The 17192-nt window shown below is 68.4% G+C and carries 15 protein-coding genes; 9 read left to right on the top strand and 6 right to left on the bottom strand.

Annotated elements, in window-relative coordinates; genetic code table 11:
• Positions 1 to 145 precede the first annotated feature (145 nt).
• Positions 146 to 1405, bottom strand: a complete 1260-nt coding sequence (locus tag V5F78_RS21545) for a glycerate kinase type-2 family protein (RefSeq protein ID WP_394071941.1) — start codon at positions 1403 to 1405, stop codon at positions 146 to 148.
• 259 nt (positions 1406 to 1664) lie between these two features.
• On the opposite strand from V5F78_RS21545, the gene V5F78_RS21540 reads away from it, so the two are divergent.
• From V5F78_RS21540 to V5F78_RS21515, 6 genes are all read left to right on the top strand, one after another.
• Positions 1665 to 2609 (top strand): TAXI family TRAP transporter solute-binding subunit, encoded by a 945-nt coding sequence (locus V5F78_RS21540; protein WP_394071942.1) that lies wholly within the window; start codon positions 1665 to 1667, stop codon positions 2607 to 2609.
• Positions 2610 to 2762: 153 nt separating this feature from the next.
• Positions 2763 to 4883: a TRAP transporter permease gene (locus tag V5F78_RS21535; RefSeq protein ID WP_445322286.1), complete on the top strand. Its 2121-nt coding sequence runs from the start codon at positions 2763 to 2765 to the stop codon at positions 4881 to 4883.
• Complete coding sequence (locus V5F78_RS21530) at positions 4880 to 5245, top strand: DUF1850 domain-containing protein (protein ID WP_394071943.1); 366 nt, start codon at positions 4880 to 4882, stop codon at positions 5243 to 5245. Before V5F78_RS21535 ends, V5F78_RS21530 begins: the two co-directional genes overlap by 4 nt.
• Positions 5246 to 5279: 34 nt before the next feature.
• Complete coding sequence (locus V5F78_RS21525; protein WP_394071944.1) at positions 5280 to 6191, top strand: methyltransferase domain-containing protein; 912 nt, start codon at positions 5280 to 5282, stop codon at positions 6189 to 6191.
• A 43-nt stretch (positions 6192 to 6234) separates the two neighbouring features.
• Positions 6235 to 7395, top strand: a complete 1161-nt coding sequence (locus tag V5F78_RS21520) for an iron-containing alcohol dehydrogenase (RefSeq protein WP_394071945.1) — start codon at positions 6235 to 6237, stop codon at positions 7393 to 7395.
• On the top strand, positions 7392 to 7850 hold the full coding sequence (locus V5F78_RS21515; RefSeq protein WP_394071946.1) for an acyl-CoA thioesterase: 459 nt from the start codon (positions 7392 to 7394) through the stop codon (positions 7848 to 7850). The genes V5F78_RS21520 and V5F78_RS21515 overlap by 4 nt, the downstream gene beginning before the upstream one ends.
• 266 nt (positions 7851 to 8116) lie before the next feature.
• On the opposite strand, the gene V5F78_RS21510 is transcribed toward V5F78_RS21515, so the two are convergent.
• Together V5F78_RS21510 and argJ are read right to left on the bottom strand one after the other, a co-directional pair.
• Positions 8117 to 8521: a (deoxy)nucleoside triphosphate pyrophosphohydrolase gene (locus V5F78_RS21510; protein ID WP_394071947.1), complete on the bottom strand. Its 405-nt coding sequence runs from the start codon at positions 8519 to 8521 to the stop codon at positions 8117 to 8119.
• Positions 8518 to 9759: a bifunctional glutamate N-acetyltransferase/amino-acid acetyltransferase ArgJ gene (gene argJ / locus V5F78_RS21505; RefSeq protein ID WP_394071948.1), complete on the bottom strand. Its 1242-nt coding sequence runs from the start codon at positions 9757 to 9759 to the stop codon at positions 8518 to 8520. Before argJ ends, V5F78_RS21510 begins: the two co-directional genes overlap by 4 nt.
• 207 nt (positions 9760 to 9966) lie before the next feature.
• On the opposite strand from argJ, the gene nudC reads away from it, so the two are divergent.
• The gene (nudC, locus tag V5F78_RS21500) at positions 9967 to 10917 is read left to right on the top strand and encodes an NAD(+) diphosphatase (protein WP_394071949.1); all 951 of its coding nucleotides are present in this window, start codon (positions 9967 to 9969) and stop codon (positions 10915 to 10917) included.
• Between the two features lie 10 nt (positions 10918 to 10927).
• A complete protein-coding gene (locus tag V5F78_RS21495; protein WP_394071950.1) occupies positions 10928 to 12802 on the top strand; it encodes a uracil-xanthine permease family protein in 1875 nt (624 codons plus the stop codon).
• Positions 12803 to 12949: 147 nt separating this feature from the next.
• Here V5F78_RS21495 and V5F78_RS21490 read toward each other — a convergent pair whose 3' ends face one another.
• Together V5F78_RS21490 and V5F78_RS21485 are read right to left on the bottom strand one after the other, a co-directional pair.
• Positions 12950 to 13801, bottom strand: coding sequence for a prephenate dehydratase (locus tag V5F78_RS21490; protein ID WP_394071951.1), 852 nt, complete (start codon positions 13799 to 13801; stop codon positions 12950 to 12952).
• A 38-nt stretch (positions 13802 to 13839) separates the two neighbouring features.
• Positions 13840 to 14601, bottom strand: a complete 762-nt coding sequence (locus V5F78_RS21485; protein WP_394071970.1) for a 3-deoxy-manno-octulosonate cytidylyltransferase — start codon at positions 14599 to 14601, stop codon at positions 13840 to 13842.
• Between the two features lie 190 nt (positions 14602 to 14791).
• Here V5F78_RS21485 and V5F78_RS21480 point away from each other — a divergent pair, with 190 nt between their 5' ends.
• Positions 14792 to 15502 carry a c-type cytochrome gene (locus V5F78_RS21480; RefSeq protein ID WP_394071952.1) on the top strand — a complete coding sequence of 237 codons (711 nt, stop codon included), beginning with the start codon at positions 14792 to 14794 and terminating at the stop codon, positions 15500 to 15502.
• Between the two features lie 124 nt (positions 15503 to 15626).
• Here the strand turns inward: V5F78_RS21480 and V5F78_RS21475 are convergent, their stop codons facing one another.
• Positions 15627 to 17189, bottom strand: a complete 1563-nt coding sequence (locus V5F78_RS21475) for a methyltransferase regulatory domain-containing protein (RefSeq protein WP_394071953.1) — start codon at positions 17187 to 17189, stop codon at positions 15627 to 15629.
• Positions 17190 to 17192: the final 3 nt, after the last annotated feature.

The raw sequence follows: 17192 nt of genomic DNA, 5'->3' as shown, positions 1-17192 counted from the left end.
GTCTTTCTTTCACCGGCGGTCATGGCCGGGCCGAACGTGCAGGCCTTGAAGAGCCCGCTCCAGCGGGGCCGCGTGAATGCACGGGACGAGCCCGTGCATGACGGCTTCTCCCGCAACGGCGTCAAGCCATGGATGTCGATTGGCCCTAGCGGATCAATATGGCGCGGAAATCATTCACATTGGTCAGGGTTGGCCCGGTCATGACCAGCCGGTCCAGCTTCTGGAAGAAGCTGTAGCCGTCGTTGTCGGCGAGGTGATCGGCCGCCGAAACACCGGCCGCGCGGGCCTGCGCGAGGATCTGGTCGTCGAACCAGGCCCCGGCATTGTCCTCGGTGCCGTCCACCCCGTCGGTATCGCAAGCGATGGCGGAGATGCCCTTGGCCTCCTTCAGGGCGATGGCCAGGGCGAGGAGGAATTCCACATTGCGCCCGCCGCGCCCGGTGCCGCGCACCGTCACCGTGGTCTCGCCGCCGGAGAGCAGCACGCAGGGCGCCTTCGCCGGCTCGCCATGGGTCGCCGCGCTGAAGGAGATGCCGGCGAACACGGTCGCCGCCTCGCGCGCCTCGCCCTCGATGGCATCACCGAGGATGACGGTCGAAAGGCCGAATTCCTTCGCCTTCTCCCGCGCCGCATGCAGCGCCATCATGGGGGTGGCGATCATATGAACTTCCTGCCCGGGCAAGGCCTCGCCGGACACGGTGTTGGCGCGGATCACCTTTTCCATCTGCGGGCTCACCGGCACGTCATAGGCGCGCATGAGGCCGAGCACGGCCTCGGGGTCCGATTTCTCCGGAATGGTGGGACCCGAGCCGATGGCGCGCGGGTCGTCGCCCGGCACGTCGGAGATGAGATAGGTCACGCAGCGCGCCGGCGCGATCGCCGCCGCGAGGCGCCCGCCCTTGATCGCCGACATGGACTTGCGCACCTGGTTCATGATGCCGATGGGCGCGCCGGACTTCAGCAGCGCCTTGTTGAGCGCCTGCTTGTCTTCCAGCGTCATGCCCTCCGCCGGGAGGGTGAGCAGCGAGGAGGCGCCGCCCGACATCAGGCAGATGACCAGATCGTCCGGCCCCGCCGAGCGGGCGAGTTCCAGGATGCGCTGGGCCGCCTTCAGTCCGGCCGCGTCGGGCACCGGGTGGGAGGCTTCCACGATCTCGATCTGGCGGGTTTCGCAGCCATGGCCGTAGCGCGTCACGATCAGCCCCTCGCAGGGCTTCTGCCAGGCGTCCTCGAAGGCGCGCGCCATGCGGGCGGAGGCCTTGCCGGCGCCGATGACGATGGTGCGCCCCTTCGGCGGCTCCGGCAGGCGCCCGTCGAACTTGCCCTCGGGCAGGGCGGCCGCGAGCGCGGTCTCGAACAGAGCGCGGAGAATTTCCTTGTCGGACGGCATGGGCTCGGACGGCATGGCGGCTCCCTTGGCCCCCGCGCGGGAGGCGACATCCCGCGCCCTTAGGGCTTGTGGGATTCATTATTTTCATCCCGTCACTAGCGCCCCGAAAGGTCGGGATCAATGGCTTGAACCCGTGAAATCGCGGTCTGTCGGGCGGGTCGGGGCCGGCCTTGGCCGTTTAGACTTTCGTCTCAGCCGCAAGAAAGCAGGTGGCCTTTGCCGCCGAAGGCGCTAGCCTTCCGGAAAAATACCTAGCCAAATCGGAGGAGCGTTCATGAAAAGGCTGAAGATGGTTGCCCTGTCGGTCGCGCTGGCCTGCGCGCCGGTGGCCTCGCAGGCGGCGGAATTCGTCAACATCCTCACCGGCGGGACCTCGGGCGTCTATTATCCCATGGGCGTCGCCATTTCGAACATCCTGTCCAGCAAGGTGCCGGACGTGCGCCCCTCGGTGCAGGCCACGAAGGCGTCGGTGGAAAATCTCATCCTGATCCAGCAGGGCAAGGGCGAGATCGCCTTCACCCTCGCCGACAGCCTCGCCGACGGCTGGGCCGGCAAGGAAGAGGCCGGCTTCAAGGCGCCGCTCAAGAAGGTGCGCGCGCTCGCCGCCATCTATCCCAACTACATCCAGATCGTCGCGTCCAAGGACAGCGGCATCAAGACCCTGGCGGACCTGAAGGGCAAGCGCCTGTCGGTCGGCGCGCCGAAATCGGGCACGGAGCTGAACGCCCGCGCCATCCTCAACGCCGCCGGCATCAAATATGAAGACCTCGGCAAGGTGGAATATCTCCCGTTCGCGGAATCGGTGGAGCTGATGAAGAACCGCCAGCTCGACGCCACCTTGCAGTCGGCCGGCCTCGGCGTCTCCTCCATCAAGGACCTCGCCACCGCCGTCGAGATCAATGTGGTGGAGATTCCCAACGCTGTCGTGGACAAGGTCGGCACGCCCTATCTGAAGACCGTGATCCCCGCCGGCACCTATACCGGCCAGGACAAGGACGTCGCCACCGCCGCGGTGCCGAACTTCCTCGTCGTGCGCGAGGACATGAAGGACGCCGAGGTCTACGCCATCACCAAGGCGATCTTCGAGAACCTGCCGGACCTCCAGGCCGCCCATGCCGCCGCCAAGGCGATCACGCTGCAGGGCGCCGTGAAGGGTTCGCCGGTGCCGTTCCATCCGGGCGCGGAGAAATATTTCAAGGAAAAGGGCGTCTCGCCCTGACCTTCGGGAAGATGACATGAGCGGGCGCGCCTGGCGGCGCGCCCGTTTCCCATTCCCGCGACCTGCCCAACGGGCACGCCTGCCGCACCGGGCAAAACCCGCCGCGTGGTCCGGCCCGGACGATCCGGAGCCAGCTTTCTGGAGCGAGTGAAGATGAGCGCGCCGCGCCTTTCCGCCGATGCCGATATCACGCCACCGGAGACTTTCGCGCCCATCGACGACATGGAGCACGGCTTGCCGCCGGGTTTCGGCGAAGGCCTGAAGGGGAAGATCCTGTTCTGGATCGCCATCGCCTTCTCGGCTTATCAATTGTTCGTCTCCACCTATGCCATCCTGCCGAGCCAGGTGATCCGCAGCCTGCATGTGGGCTTCCTGTGCCTGATCGCCGGGGCGCTGATCGCCAATCATCGCAGCACCTCCCGGCTGACCCTGGCGCTGGGATGGGGCGTCGGCCTCGTCGGCTTCGCGACCGGGCTCTATCAATGGATTTTCTATAACGATTTGATCCTGCGGGCCGGCGAAATCTCCACCACGGACTTCGTGGTGGGCATCGCGCTGATCGTGGTGGTGTTCGCCATTTCCTGGCAGATGATGGGTCCCGCGCTGCCGCTGATCTGCGGCGCCTTCCTCGCCTATGGCCTGTTCGGCCAGTACCTGCCCGCCCCGTTCGATCATCGCGGCTATTCGCTGGACCAGATCGTCGAGCAGATGTCGTTCGGCACCGAGGGCATCTATGGCGTGCCGATCGCCGTCTCGGCCACCTACATCTTCCTGTTCGTCCTGTTCGGCACGTTCCTGGAACGGGCCGGGATGATCCAATTGTTCAACGACGTGGCCCTCGGCCTGTTCGGCCGCGCGCGCGGCGGCCCGGCCAAGGTGTCGGTGTTCTCCTCGGCCTTGATGGGCACCATCTCCGGCTCCGGCGTCGCCAATGTGGTCACCGTGGGCCAGTTCACCATCCCGCTGATGAAGCGCTTCGGCTACAGCGCGTCCTTCGCCGGCGGGGTGGAGGCCACCGCCTCCATGGGCGGGCAGATCATGCCGCCGGTCATGGGGGCCGTCGCCTTCATCATGGCCGAGACCATCGGCGTGCCCTACGCCACCATCGTCAAGGCCGCCATCATCCCGGCCATCCTCTATTTCGGCTCCGCCTTCTGGATGGTGCATCTGGAGGCCGGCAAGCGCGGCCTGATGGGCATTCCCAAGGACAAGGTGCCCCTGATGCTGCCGGCCCTGCGCAAGGGCTGGTACCTGCTGCTGCCGCTCATCGTGCTGGTCTATCTGCTGTTCGCCGGATACACGCCGCTGTTCGCGGGGGCGGTTGGCCTCGCGCTGACCGTGGTGCTGATCCTCGGCCAGAGCCTTGCCAGCGAAACCTCGCAGCCGCTGATCCGGCTCGCCTTCTGGATCGCGCTCGGGCTCGTGTGCGCGGCCTTCTTCGAATTCGGCGTGATGGTCATCGTCGGCCTGGTGCTGGTCCTGGTGCTGGGCAACCTGATCACCCGGGGCGGGCGGGCAACGCTCGTGCTGTGCCGCGACGGACTGGCGGAAGGCGCGCGCCAGGCGCTGCCCGTCGGCATGGCCTGCGCCATCGTCGGCACCGTGATCGGCGTGCTCACCCTCACCGGCTCGGCCACCATCTTCGGCGGATGGGTGGTGTCCATCGGCAAGGAAACGCTGTGGCTCTCGTTGCTGCTGACCATCGTCACCAGCATCGTGCTGGGCACGGGCATTCCCACGATTCCCACCTACATCATCACCGCCTCGCTGGCGGCGCCCGCCCTGCTCACGCTCGGCGTGCCGCTGATCGTCAGCCATATGTTCGTGTTCTATTACGGCATCATCGCCGACCTGACCCCGCCGGTGGCGCTCGCCGCCCTGGCCGCCGCACCCATTGCGAAAGCCTCGCCCGACGCCATCGGCTGGCAGGCGTGCCGCATCGCGCTCGCCGGCTTCCTGATCCCGGTCATGGCGGTCTATGAGCCGGCGCTGATGCTCCAGGACGGCGGACATATCGCGGCCCAATACGGCTATTGGGTCGAGGTGGCCTATGTGTTCTTCAAGGCCTGCATCGTCATCGGCCTGCTGGGCGCGGTGGCCATCGGCTGGCTGTTTGGGCCGCTGTCGGTGCTCGAGCGGGTGGTGGCGGGGATCGCCGCGCTGCTGTTCGTGGCCTCGCTGCCCCTGTCGGACGTGGGCGCGTTCGCCCTGTTCGCCGCTTTCCTCACCTGGCACCTGATCCAGGTGCGAAACGCAGCGGCCCGGGCGGCGTGAGCCTGATCTGCCTCGCCGGCGGCGGCGTGACGCTCCGCCTTGCCACGATGATCACCCTCGCCTGGACCCATTCGGTGCAGAAAACCGTATGGGAAGAGGACTGGCGGGCAACCCCCGCCGGCCTGGTGCTGACCGAAATGCGCCTCGAGGGCTCCGGCGCGGGCATGGATCCGCCCGAAGGGTCGGTGCTGAAGGACGGGCGCTATGTCGCCCATCCGGTGCTGGCGCCGCAGAAGCAGATCGTGATGCGCCGTTCCGGCGCCACGGCGGATTACCGCGTGTGCATCGACGGTGCCTGCCGGCCCATGGGCGCGCTGGTGCCCGAGGGCGCGGACCCGGTGACGCTCTCGACCTGCGAATGAGCGGGCCTGTGCAAGGCCGGGGGCGCAGGCTTATATGGCGGCCATGAGCAGCCCTCTCGTGTTCGACCGGCCCTTGCTGCGCCGCCGCCTCGCCCGTGCCGCCGCCCTCGGCCCGGCCGATTTCCTGCTGGACCGCGTGGCCGAGGATGTCGGCGACCGCCTGCTGGCGGTGAAGCGCGATTTTCCCCGCGCCCTCGACCTTGGCAGCGCGACCCCTGCCGTCGCCGAAATCCTGGCGCGCCATCCCGGCATCGACACCGTGTTCCGCGCCGCCCCGCTCGCGGCACCGGCGCATCCCGCGTTTCCGGCCGTGGTGGCGGACGAGGAGGCATTGCCGTTCGCGCAAGGCGCGCTCGACCTCATCGTGTCCGGCCTCTCGCTCCAATATGTGAATGATTTGCCCGGCGCGCTCACCCAGATCCGCCGCGCGTTGAAGCCGGACGGGCTGTTCATCGGCGCCCTCATCGGCGGAGCGAGCCTCGCCGAACTGCGCGAAGTCTTCGCCATCGCCGAGAGCGAGACCACGGGCGGGCTCTCGCCCCGCGTCGCGCCGTTCGCCGATGTGCGCGACATGGGCGCGCTGCTGCAAAGGGCGGGCTTTGCCCTGCCGGTGACCGATGTGGACCGCGTGAGCGTGCGCTATAGCTCGCCCTTCACCTTGTTCGCGGATCTGCGCCGCATGGGGGCGAGCAATGCGCTCGCCGAGCGGCGGCGCGTGCCGCTGCGCCGCGCCACTTTGCTGAGGGCCGCGGAGGTTTATGCGGAACGGTTCGCCGATGCGGACGGCAAGGTGCGCGCCACCTTCGAGATCGTCTGGCTGTCGGGCTGGGCGCCACACGAGAGCCAGCAGAAGCCGCTGCGCCCCGGTTCCGCGCGCATGCGCCTCGCCGATGCGCTCGGCACGCAGGAAATGAAGACGGCGGGGGATATCCCGCCAAAAACCTGACCGCCACAACGAGCGCCGTGCGCGACGATCAAAGGGGGGAGCCATGTCCGGGTTCGTGTTCAACACCACGCCGAGCATCGTTTGCGCCAGCGGCGCGGCACTGCGGGTGGGCGATCTGTTCGCGGCGCGGGGCGTGTCCCGCATCCTGATCGTCACCGATCCCGGCATCGTCAAGGCGGGCCTTCTGGCGCCGACGCTGGAAGCCCTGCGCACGGCGGAAATCGCCCACCGCATCTTCGACCAGGTGGTGGCCGATCCGCCGGAGGACGTGGTGTTCGCCGCCACCTCCGAAGCCGTCGCCATGGGCGCGCAGGGCGTGCTCGGGCTCGGCGGCGGCTCCTCGCTGGATGTCGCCAAGCTGGTGGCGCTGCTGGCGCTGGGCCAGGAGGCGCTGACGGAAATCTACGGCATCGGCATCGCCAAGGGGCCGCGCCTGCCGCTGATCCTGGTGCCCACCACCGCCGGCACCGGCTCGGAAGTCACGCCCATCTCCATCGTCACCACGGGGGAGACGGTGAAGAAGGGCGTGGTCTCGCCTTGCCTCATTCCCGATATCGCCTTGCTGGACGCCGACCTCACCCTCGGCCTGCCGGCCCATGTGACGGCGGCGACCGGGGTGGATGCCATGGTCCATGCCATCGAGGCCTATGCCTCGGCGAGCCCCAACAACAATCCCATCTCGCGCGGCCTCGCCAAGGAGGCGCTGCGACTGCTGGGGGCGAACATCCGCACCGCCGTGCACCAGGGCACCGACCGGCCGGCGCGCGAAGCCATGCTGCTCGGCTCGCTGCTGGCGGGGCAGGCATTCGCCAATTCGCCGGTGGCGGCGGTGCATGCGCTCGCCTATCCGCTCGGCGGGCATTACCATCTGCCGCACGGGCTCACCAATGCCCTTGTGCTGCCGCACGTGCTGCGCTTCAACCTGCCGGCCGCCGCCAGCGCCTATGCGCAGATCGCGCCCATCGCCTTTCCCGACATCGGTGCGGGCACGGACGCGCAGGTGGCGGAACGTTTCGTCGAGCGGCTGGCCGCGCTCTCCCTGGATCTCGGCCTGCCCCGTTGCCTGAGGGAAGTGAACGTGCCGGAACACCATTTGCCCATGCTCGCCGCCGACGCCATGAAGCAGAGCCGCCTCCTGGTGAACAATCCCCGCCCCGTGCACGAGGCGGATGCGCTGGCCATCTATCAGGCGGCCTGGGCATGAGTGCGTCGACCCAAGAGACCAAGAATGCGGGGCGCGAGCAGCCAGCGCTGATCTCCGCTTTCCCCCACCTCCTCACCATCACCACCCGCTGGGCGGACATGGACGTCTATGGCCACGTGAACAACGTGGTTTTCTATTCCTATTTCGACACGCTGGTGAACGAGTATCTGATCGCCAAGGGCGCGCTGGATTTCGAGAAGAGCCCGGTGATCGGCCTGGTGGTGGAAACCCGCTGCGCCTATTTCGCCAGCCTGTCGTATCCCGCTGTGGTGCAGGCGGGCCTGCGCGTGGCGAGGCTCGGCACCAGCTCGGTGCGCTATGAGATCGGCCTGTTCCAGGGCAGCGACCAGGCGGCGGCGCAGGGGCATTTCGTGCACGTCTATGTGGACCGCGTCACCCGCCGGCCGGTGCCTTTGCCGGAGGCGCTGAAGGCGGCCCTGCTGCCGCTCGCCTGAGAAACGCAAGGGGGATGACCGTTCGTGGTCGGCGACGCGCGCCTCTCCAAGCTTCTGCCCCCTCCCCCGCCCTTCCCCCTCCCCAACCCTCCCCCGCACGCGGGAGAGGGAGTTTCTATCGCTCCGACTCGCAATCCTCCTCCCCGCAATCCTCAATCGCCCCCTCTCCCGCATGCGGGGGAGGGTTGGGGAGGGGGCGGAGCTTGGGAAAGCCGCGAGGGGGCTGGGCTGCGGGAAGCTGAGAGGCGGGGCCCGCAAAGCTCTCCCTACGGCCCCAGCAGGTCGATCAGCGCCGGGATCAGCGGCGCGTCGGCGGGGGGCATGGGCAGGTCGCGCAGCTTCGCCGGGCGTAGCCATTTCAGCCCGGAATGCTCGCGCGCCACGATCTGGCCCTCCCAGCGGCGACAGATCCACAGCGGCATCAGCAGATGGAAGGTCTCATAGCCATAGCTGGCGAAGGTGAGGGGGGCGAGGCACGCCTCCTTCACACTGATGCCGAGTTCCTCGTCCAGTTCGCGGATGAGGGTTTCCTCCGGCCGCTCGCCCGCCTCCACCTTGCCCCCGGGAAACTCCCAGAGGCCGGCGAGCTGCTTGCCTTCCGGGCGCTGGGCCACCAGCACCCGGCCGTCCGCGTCCACCAGCGCGCAGGCGGCGACGAGGACGATCTTCACGAGCGATAATCGCCGTTGATGGCGATGTATTCCTTGGTGAGATCGCAGGTGAGCGCACGGAACTTCCCCTCGCCCAGCCCGAGGTCCACCCGGATGTCGATCACATCGCCCCTCATATATTGGGAGACCACGCCCTCGTCATAATCCGGGTCGCGGGCGCCGTGGGCGGCCACCTGGATATCGCCGAAGGAGATGGCGAGCAGGTCGCGGTCGGCAGGCTCGCCGGCCTTGCCCACCGCCATGACCACGCGGCCCCAATTGGCGTCCTCGCCGGCAACCGCGGTCTTCACCAGCGGCGAATTGGCGATCGACATGGCGATGCGCCGAGCCGACTTCTTGGATACCGCGCCGCTCACATGCACGCGCACCAGCTTGCGGGCGCCCTCGCCGTCGCGGGCGACCTGCTCCGCGAGATCGGCCATCACGCCCTTCAGCGCGGCGCGGAAGCCTGCGACGCGCGAATCATCCCAGCGCTTGATGGTGCCGACGCCGAGCGCCTTGGAGGCGCCGGTGGCGAACAGGAGCAGCGTGTCGGAGGTGGAGGTGTCGCCGTCCACCGTCACCGCATTGAAGGTGGTGCCCACGGCCTTCGACAGCATCTTCTGGAGCACGTCGGCGGCGATCGGCGCATCGGTAACGATGAAGGAGAGCATGGTCGCCATGTCGGGGGCGATCATGCCGGCGCCCTTGGCGATGCCGGCGATGGTCACGTCCAGTTCGCCGAGCTTCACCGTGGTGGTGGAGAGCTTGGGGAAGGTGTCCGTGGTCATGATGGCACGCGCCGCCTCGGTCCAGTTCTCGCTGGCGAGGCGGGTCGCGGCGTCCGCCAGCGGCGCCTCGAACTTGTCGGCGTCCATCGGCTCGCCGATCACGCCGGTGGAGGCCAGGAACACTTCCGAGGGCTTGCAGCCCAGCGCCGCGGCGGCATATTCGGCCGTGGCGGCGGTGGTGTCGCGCCCGGCTTCGCCGGTAAAGGCATTGGCATTGCCGGAATTCACCACCAGGGCGCGTGCCCGGCCGCCGCGCAGCGCCGCGCGGCACCATTCCACGGGCGCGGAGGGGCACAGCGAGCGCGTGGTGACGCCGGCGACCGTGGTGCCCGGCGCGAACGCCATCAGCAGCACGTCGGTGCGGCCCTGGTATTTGACGCCGGCGGAAGCGGTCGCGAACCGGACGCCCCCGACCGGCGGAACATAGGGAATCAGCCGGGGGGCGAGCGGGGACAGGGGAGCGGACATCGGCATGGCCTTTGGTGAATGGCGCGCGAGATGTGCCGCAGGCCGCGCCCGCAGGCAAGCGCTTCGCACGCAGAGCGGCCCTTCGCGGCCGTATTCCACCCACCATTTCCCGCCCCCGCCTGTGCCGGCCCGCGCGCACCGGCCTTGCCTCGCTGTGCCACCCATGCCACGGTCGGCACCCTCTCGCACTGCTTTCCCTCAGGGGCCATGCCACTGCTTTCCCTTACGGATCTCGACCCGCCCGAACTTGGACCCTGGCCGGCGCTCGGCTATCAGGGCAGCCCGCTCGACCGCGCCGCCCATCTGCGCGGTTCGGTCGAAGACCTCGCCAGGCGGGAGGATGCCCGCTTCTATCTCCTCGGCGGCGAATGGGTGGTGCTCCATCCCGGCGAACCGCAGCGCGACCCGCTGTTCGGCGCTGAAGAGGCCGCCGCCCTCGGCAACGGCAAGACCATCTTCCTCGGCCTCGCCGACGGCGCCCCGCGCTTCGCCACCCGGTTCGACCCGGCGGAGAAGGAGCGCCTGGAAGCGCGCGGCCTGCTGGTGCCGGATCTGCGCTCAACCGCCGTGCAGGGGCTGGTCTCCACCGATCATCTGGCGGCGCTCGCCTGCGGCAAGGCCATGCTCGCCTGGCACGGCCGGCATCGCTTCTGCGCCAATTGCGGCACCCGCACCCGTGCCATCGAAGGCGGCTGGCGGCGCGATTGCCCGAGCTGCGGCGCCCAGCATTTTCCCCGCACCGATCCCGTGGTCATCATGCTGACCTATCGCGGCGATCAGTGCCTGATGGGCCGCGCGCCGCATTTCGCGCCGGAAATGTGGTCCTGCCTCGCCGGCTTCGTGGAGCCCGGCGAGACCATCGAGGAAGCGGTGCGGCGCGAGACGCTGGAGGAAACCGGCATCACCACCGGCGCGGTGCGCTATCGCTGGTCCCAGCCCTGGCCCTATCCCATGTCGCTGATGTTCGGCTGCATGGCCGAGGCGACCTCTGAAACCATCACGATGGACCCGAACGAGCTGGCGGGAGCCCGCTGGTTTTCCCGCGCCGAAACCGCGAAAATGCTGGTCCGCGCGCACCCCGAAGGGCTGTTCGTTCCGCCGGCGAACGCCATCGCCCATCATCTGATCCGCGCCTTCGTCGAGGGCGCCACCGTCTGAAAGAGCGCCCGTGCCGGATCAACAGCCCCGCTCCGGACCCGAGACCCAGGCACGGCCGCAGGGCGATACCGCGAAGCCCGCGCACCACCGTTCCGCCCGCACGCACTGGCGCGCCACCCTGCGCGCGGCGCTGCGGCCGGTGCGCAAGCTGATCGCCCCGGAGCGCGGCACCGCACCGCGCCCGGTGCGCCGGCCCTCCACCCTGGTCTATGGGCTGGAGGACAAGGTTCCGCTCTCCGCCCTCATTCCCCTGTCCACCCAGCACGCCATGCTGGCGCTGACCTTCCTGATCTATCCCATCGTCGCCGCCACCGAGGCGCGGCTGCCGGAGGCCCAGGTCGAGGCCATGCTGAGCGCCTGCGCCATGTGCATCGGGCTCACCACCATCATCCAATGCGCGCGCACGCGCTTCGGCAGCGGCTATCTGGGCATCCATATTCCCGCCGCCGGCGCCATTCCGCTGGCGGTGCAGGCGCTCACCATCGGCGGGCTGGGGTTGATGGCGGCCACCACGATCCTGGTGGGGGTCTGCCAGCTCTTCATGGCGCGGCTGGTTCGCCCGCTGCGCGTGCTGCTGCCGCCCGAGGTGTGCGGCGTCGCCGTGACCATGCTCGGCGTCTCGCTCGCCAGCCCCGCCCTGCGGCGCGGGCTCGGGCTCGACAGCGGCGGCACGGATGTGCACCTCGGGCCGCTCGCCGTCTCCATGGTGACGCTGGCGCTGATCGTGAGCGTCACGGTGTTCGCGCCGCGCCGCTTCAAATTGTTCGCGGTGCTGGTGGGCGCCTCCAGCGGCTGGGCGCTGGCCGCCTTCAGCGGCGTCGATCCCACCGACATGGGCGCGGCCCTCGCGAAGGCGGACTTCGTCGCTCTGCCCCACCTCCAATTGCCCTCCCTGGCGCTGGAGCCGCGCCTGTTCCCCCTGGTGGCGCTGCTGGTGATGATGGGGCTGGTGGATGTGCTCGGCGTCACCGTCTCGCTGGAAAAGATGAACGATGCCGAATGGCGCCGCGCCGACATGCAGGCGGCGGGGCGCGCGGTGACCGCCTGCGGCATCGGCAATATCCTCAACGGCATGACCTCGGGCTTCCAGTCCGGCCTGTCGTCCTCGGCCGTGGGCCTCGCCTTCGCCACCGGGGCGACCGCGCGCAGCATCGGCATCCTCGCCGGCGGCGTGATCTTCGCCACCGCCTTCTTCCCCAAGGCGATCATGGCGCTAACGCTCATTCCCTCGCCGGTGATCGGCGGCATCCTGCTCTACACCTCGGCCTATCTGCTGGTGGCGGGCATGGATCTCATCCTCTCCCGCCGGCTCAGTGAGCGGCGGGTGTTCCTGGTGGGGCTCTCGGTGCTGGCGGGGCTCTCGGTGGCGCTGCTGCCGCTGAAGGGACAATTGCCGTTCTGGATCCAGCCTTTGTTCTCCACCCCGCTCACCGTGGCGGCGTGCAGCGCCATCGCGCTGAACCTGCTGTTCCGGATCGGCATCTCCAAGGAAAGCTCATTCCTCGTGCCGGAGGGCGCCAACGCCTTCCTCACCGCCCGGGACTTCCTGGAGCGTCAGGGCGATCTGTGGGGCGCCCGGCGCGACGTGATCGCCGCCGCCATCCCGGTCGCCGCGCAGGCGCTGGAGGTGCTGGTGGACACGGGCATCGCCGAGGGGCCGGTGGAATTGCGCGCCCGCTTCGACGAGACCCATCTCGACGTGTTCGTGCTCTATGACGGCGAGGTGCTAGAGGTGCCCAAGGAACGCCCCTCCCCCGAGGCGCTCTTGGGCGATGCCAAGGAAGTCGCCGGCTTCGCCGCCTATCTGCTGGTGAAGCTGGGCGACCACGTCACTTTCGGACGCGCCGCCGGACGCGCGCGCATCACCCTGCGCTTCGATCATTAGGAGCGCGGACGGCGTTCCGAGAAGATTCGCGGAGCTTGCGCGGAACGCGCGGTTTCTTCGCCCAAAAGAGCGCGGAACAGCGCTTCTCCGCGCGCTTCGTCTTCCCCGCGCCGATGTTTCACGTGAAACATCTTGCGCGGCCGGGCCCTAGTCGCCGCGCACGATGGTGCGGCGGAAAGGATGCGCGGGATAGACGCCGAGGATGCGCAACTCCCTGGAAAAGAAAGCCAATTCCTCCAGCGCCCGCTTCACCGCCAGATCGTCCGGATGGCCTTCCACCTCGGCATAGAACTGGGTGGCGGTGAACTCCCCGTTCATCTGGTAGGATTCGAGCTTGGTCATATTGACCCCATTGGTCGCAAACCCGCCCATGGCCTTGTAAAGCGCCGCCGGCACATTGCGCACCCGGAACACGAACGAGGTCATGACCGGGCCATTGTCCGCCCCCGCCCATTCGCCCTCGCGCGCCAGAATGACGAAACGCGTGGTGTTGTGGCTCTCGTCCTCGATGTTCTCGGCCAGGATTTCCAGCCCATAGAGGTCCGCCGCGAGACGCGAGGCGATGGCGGCGCGGGTGACGTCTCCCGCCTCAGCGATCTCGCGCGCGGAGCCGGCGGTATCGGCACCGATCACCGCCGTCAGGCCCAGCGTGCGCAAGGCCTTGCGGCATTGGCCGAGTGCCATCACATGGCTCTGCGCGGTCTTCAGCGTGGCGAGGCTCGCGCCCTTCACGGCCATCAATTGATGGGAGAGCGGCAGGAAGAATTCGCCGATGATCTTCAGGCTGGCGCGCGGCAGCAGGTGGTGGATGTCGGCCACCCGGCCGGCGACCGTATTCTCGATCGGGATCATGGCGAGATCGGCCGTGCCGCCTTCCACCGCCGCGAACGCATCCTCGAAGGTGTGGCAGGGCACCACCTCGTATTCGGGATAGGTCTCGCGGCAGGCGATGTGGGAATTGGCGCCCGGCTCCCCCTGGAAAACGATGCGACGGCTCATGCCCGAACTCTCATGCCAGGGTCCTCATGCCAATATCCTCACGCCTGATCTCCCGATGCACGCTCGGCGGCGAGCAGCGCCCGCGCCCGCTCCAGGTGCGCAGGTGTATCCACGCCCAGCGGCACCGCGTCCACCACCGCGACGTCGATGCGCATGCCGGCCTCGATGGCGCGCAATTGCTCCAGCTTCTCGCGCTGCTCCAGCGGCGAGGGCGCCAGCGCCACGAACCGCGCCAGCGCCGCGCGGCGATAGGCATAGAGGCCAATGTGATGATAGAGCGGCCCTTCGCCAAAAGGCGCGGTGGCGCGGGTGAAATAGAGCGCCCGCAACAGGCCGGGGGCGATCGGCGAGCCGACCACCTTCACCACGTTCGGATCGGTGCGCTCCTCCTCCTCCAGGATCTGCGCGGCCAGGGTCGCGATATCCACGGCGGGATCGGACAGCGGCGCGAGGGCGCGGGCGATGGTGGCGGGGGCGATGGTGGGCAGGTCGCCCTGAACATTGACCACGAACTGGACCTCGCCCTGCGGGTCGATCTGCAGGAGCGCCTCGTGGATGCGATCGGAGCCCGAGGGATGGTCGGCGCGGGTCATCACTGCTTCGAGTCCGGCGTCGCGCACCACGCCGGCGATCTCCGGGGCGTCGGTTGCGACCGCGACGCGGCCGATATTGGCTGCGACTGCTCGCCGCGCCACTTCCACGATCATGGGGCGGCCGCCCACATCGGCCAGCGGCTTGCCCGGAAGGCGGGTGGCGGCCATCCGGGCAGGGATCAATACCAGAACTTCCCTTGGGTTCATGATCGTGGCCACCTTGAGGCGAGAATGCGCCGGCACCAGCGCGAAACGTGGCATTGGGGCGCGCCTTATACGGGTTGCACGGCGCCAATCAAAGTGATTAGTGTCCGACCGGCTACGCCTTAATTGAGGCGACGGCCCAAGTTTTTGCCGGTCGACCGCGAATTTAGGGGCTCCGAGGAGCGAAGCGCCGATGGATAGTTTCGAATTGAACAAAATCGCGGGGGCGCTGCTGGGCACCCTCACGCTGACGATCGGCCTCGGCATCGTTTCGGAAATTCTCTTCGCGCCAGAAGCGCCCGCCAAGCCGGGTTATGAAATCGCCGTGCCGGAAGGCCCGGCCGGCGGCAATGTGACGGAAGCCAAGGCGCCCGTGATCCCGATCGAGCAGCTGTTCGCCACCGCCTCGATCGAGAAGGGCGCCAACGTCGCCAAGCGCTGCGCCTCTTGCCATAATTTCGCGGAAGGCGCCGGCGCCAAGGTGGGTCCGGATCTCTACGGCGTGGTGGATCGCAAGAAGGCGAGCGTCCCCGGCTTCGCCTATTCGGCGGCCATGCAGGCCAAGGGTGGCGAGTGGACCCCACAGGACCTGAACGAGTTCCTGACCAACCCCAAGGCCTACGTGCCCGGAACGGCCATGGCCTTCGCCGGTATTCCGAAGGAAACCGAGCGCGCGGACCTGATCGCCTATCTGAACTCGCTCTCCCATTCGCCCAAGCCCCTGCCCACGGCCGCCGCCGCCCCTGCAGATGCCAAGCCGGCGGACGCGAAGCCGGCCGAGGCGGCGCCTGCTCCTGCGGATGCTGCCAAGCCCGCCCCCGCCGCGCCTGCTCCCTCCGCGCCTGCTCCTGCCGAGGCCGCTCCTTCCGCACCCGCCCCTGCGGAGACGAAGCCCGCGCAGTGACGCGGGTGCCCCCGGCTGCGCCGTGCACCGCGCGACGCAGCGAAGGCTCTCGCCCAGGAGACGCCACCGCAGCGCATTGAAACGAAAAAAGCCGCCCATCCGGGCGGCTTTTTTCGTTTTGCCCTCAGATCGCCCCCATCTGGCGCCACATGGGCAGGCGATTCTCGAAGCACCATTGCACGCTTTCGGCGACGACGGCCCGGGCCTCGTCGGGGTTTTCGATGCGCTTGCCGTCACGCATCAGCGGCACCGCGTCCGCCGCCATGCAGGCTTCCACATGGGCCAGCACCGCCGGCAGGTCCGCCGGCACGCCACGCGCCAGGCCGTCATAGACCAAGGCCTCCATGGTGGTGAGGGTGAGGCCGGAACCCGTGAGCGGAGCCGCCACCACCGCCGTTTTGGCCCGCTTCTCGGCGACCTCGCGCACCGCCGCGCGATTCAATTCCAGGCTCGCGGCTCGGGCGCCTGCCGAAAGGCCGAACGGCACCGGCAGCGCCTGCGCCGTGCCGATGAGGATTCCCGCCAGTTCCACCAGGGAAGGACTGCCCGCCTGCCCCCGCAGGTCCGGCAGGTCCACCAGTTCGCCCAAGGTGTGCGGCCGCGCCGCCAGCGCCTCGAAGACGGGGCGATAGAAGCGCGCCTCCAGTTGCGCCTTGCCGGCCGGAACGTCGAGCGCGGTCTTGGTGTCGGCGAGCGGCACGCTGAGCGCGAGCCCGAAATCCCGCAGCCGCGCGTCGCGCAGCACGTCCGGCATGCGGCGGGCGCCGCGCACGAAGATGTCGCGGCGGAACGGCCGGTTCACCAGATAATCCTTCACGCTCTCCCGCAGCGGCCCGGCGGGCACGGTGGCGAGAATGTCCCGCTGGGCGGGATTGAACACGAGGTCGGGGAAATTCTCGGTCAGGGTGGCCGAGCCGACATAGGTCAGCTTGGCCTCGCCCAGTAGGCGCGCGGTATCCATGTGGTAGAGCGGCTGCCAATTGGCGTTGAGATATTCATGGGCGAGATAGACCGCCTTCTCGTCGCCCGCATGCTTGGCGGAACCGGCGCGCAGCTGCTCGAACAAGGTGGGCGAACCAAGCACGCCGGACCCGGCCTTCTGCAAGGTCTCCGCGAAATCCAAAGCCCGCAGCACCTGCACATCGCTGCGTTCGTGGCTCAGCGCCGCATGCTCCAGCATCAGCCGCTGGAGCGGCAGAATGGCGGTCCAGCCGGGCATGGCATTATAGCTGAGCGAGACGATGCCGCCCGGCTTGACCCGCCGGGCCAGGAACGCGGTGATGGCGGCGCGGTGTTCGGCGCTCACCCAAGACCACACCCCGTGCAGCGTCACCATGTCGAACGCCGGCAGGTCGGCCTTCTCAGAATCGAGCATTTCCTCGAAGCTGAGCTCGAGGAATTCCACATTCTCAAGCCCCGCCGCCCGCGCGACGCCGGAGGCCCGGGCGATATGGGCCGGGTTGAAATCCACCGCCACCACGCGCGCCGACGGGTTGGACGCGGCAACCACATTGGCCGTCACCCCCTGCCCGCAGCCCAATTCGCAATAATCGAACGTGTCGCCGAGCTGGGGCGGTTCGATGCCGTTGATCAGGCACGCGAGGATCAGATGGCCCGGCGCCTGTTCCACATACATGCCGGGAAGATATTCAATGTCGCTGACATAGCCGGAAGCCCAGGAGGTCATGAG

Origin of the sequence: Roseixanthobacter glucoisosaccharinicivorans (assembly GCF_043195095.2) — a bacterium.
In the GTDB taxonomy this organism is placed as follows: Bacteria; Pseudomonadota; Alphaproteobacteria; order Rhizobiales; family Xanthobacteraceae; genus NCEH01.
This window is presented reverse-complemented; position numbering and strand designations above follow the sequence as displayed.

What these genes read in the sequence shown, in the direction of transcription:
- V5F78_RS21545 (WP_394071941.1), bottom strand. Translation starts at nt 1,405, where the DNA reads ATGCCGTCCGAGCCCATGCCGTCCGACAAGGAAATTCTCCGCGCTCTG.
- V5F78_RS21540 (WP_394071942.1), top strand. Translation starts at nt 1,665, where the DNA reads ATGAAAAGGCTGAAGATGGTTGCCCTGTCGGTCGCGCTGGCCTGCGCG.
- V5F78_RS21535 (WP_445322286.1), top strand. Translation starts at nt 2,763, where the DNA reads ATGAGCGCGCCGCGCCTTTCCGCCGATGCCGATATCACGCCACCGGAG.
- V5F78_RS21525 (WP_394071944.1), top strand. Translation starts at nt 5,280, where the DNA reads ATGGCGGCCATGAGCAGCCCTCTCGTGTTCGACCGGCCCTTGCTGCGC.
- V5F78_RS21520 (WP_394071945.1), top strand. Translation starts at nt 6,235, where the DNA reads ATGTCCGGGTTCGTGTTCAACACCACGCCGAGCATCGTTTGCGCCAGC.
- V5F78_RS21515 (WP_394071946.1), top strand. Translation starts at nt 7,392, where the DNA reads ATGAGTGCGTCGACCCAAGAGACCAAGAATGCGGGGCGCGAGCAGCCA.
- argJ (WP_394071948.1), bottom strand. Translation starts at nt 9,759, where the DNA reads ATGTCCGCTCCCCTGTCCCCGCTCGCCCCCCGGCTGATTCCCTATGTT.
- nudC (WP_394071949.1), top strand. Translation starts at nt 9,967, where the DNA reads ATGCCACTGCTTTCCCTTACGGATCTCGACCCGCCCGAACTTGGACCC.
- V5F78_RS21490 (WP_394071951.1), bottom strand. Translation starts at nt 13,801, where the DNA reads ATGAGCCGTCGCATCGTTTTCCAGGGGGAGCCGGGCGCCAATTCCCAC.
- V5F78_RS21485 (WP_394071970.1), bottom strand. Translation starts at nt 14,601, where the DNA reads ATGAACCCAAGGGAAGTTCTGGTATTGATCCCTGCCCGGATGGCCGCC.
- V5F78_RS21480 (WP_394071952.1), top strand. Translation starts at nt 14,792, where the DNA reads ATGGATAGTTTCGAATTGAACAAAATCGCGGGGGCGCTGCTGGGCACC.
- V5F78_RS21475 (WP_394071953.1), bottom strand. Translation starts at nt 17,189, where the DNA reads ATGACCTCCTGGGCTTCCGGCTATGTCAGCGACATTGAATATCTTCCC.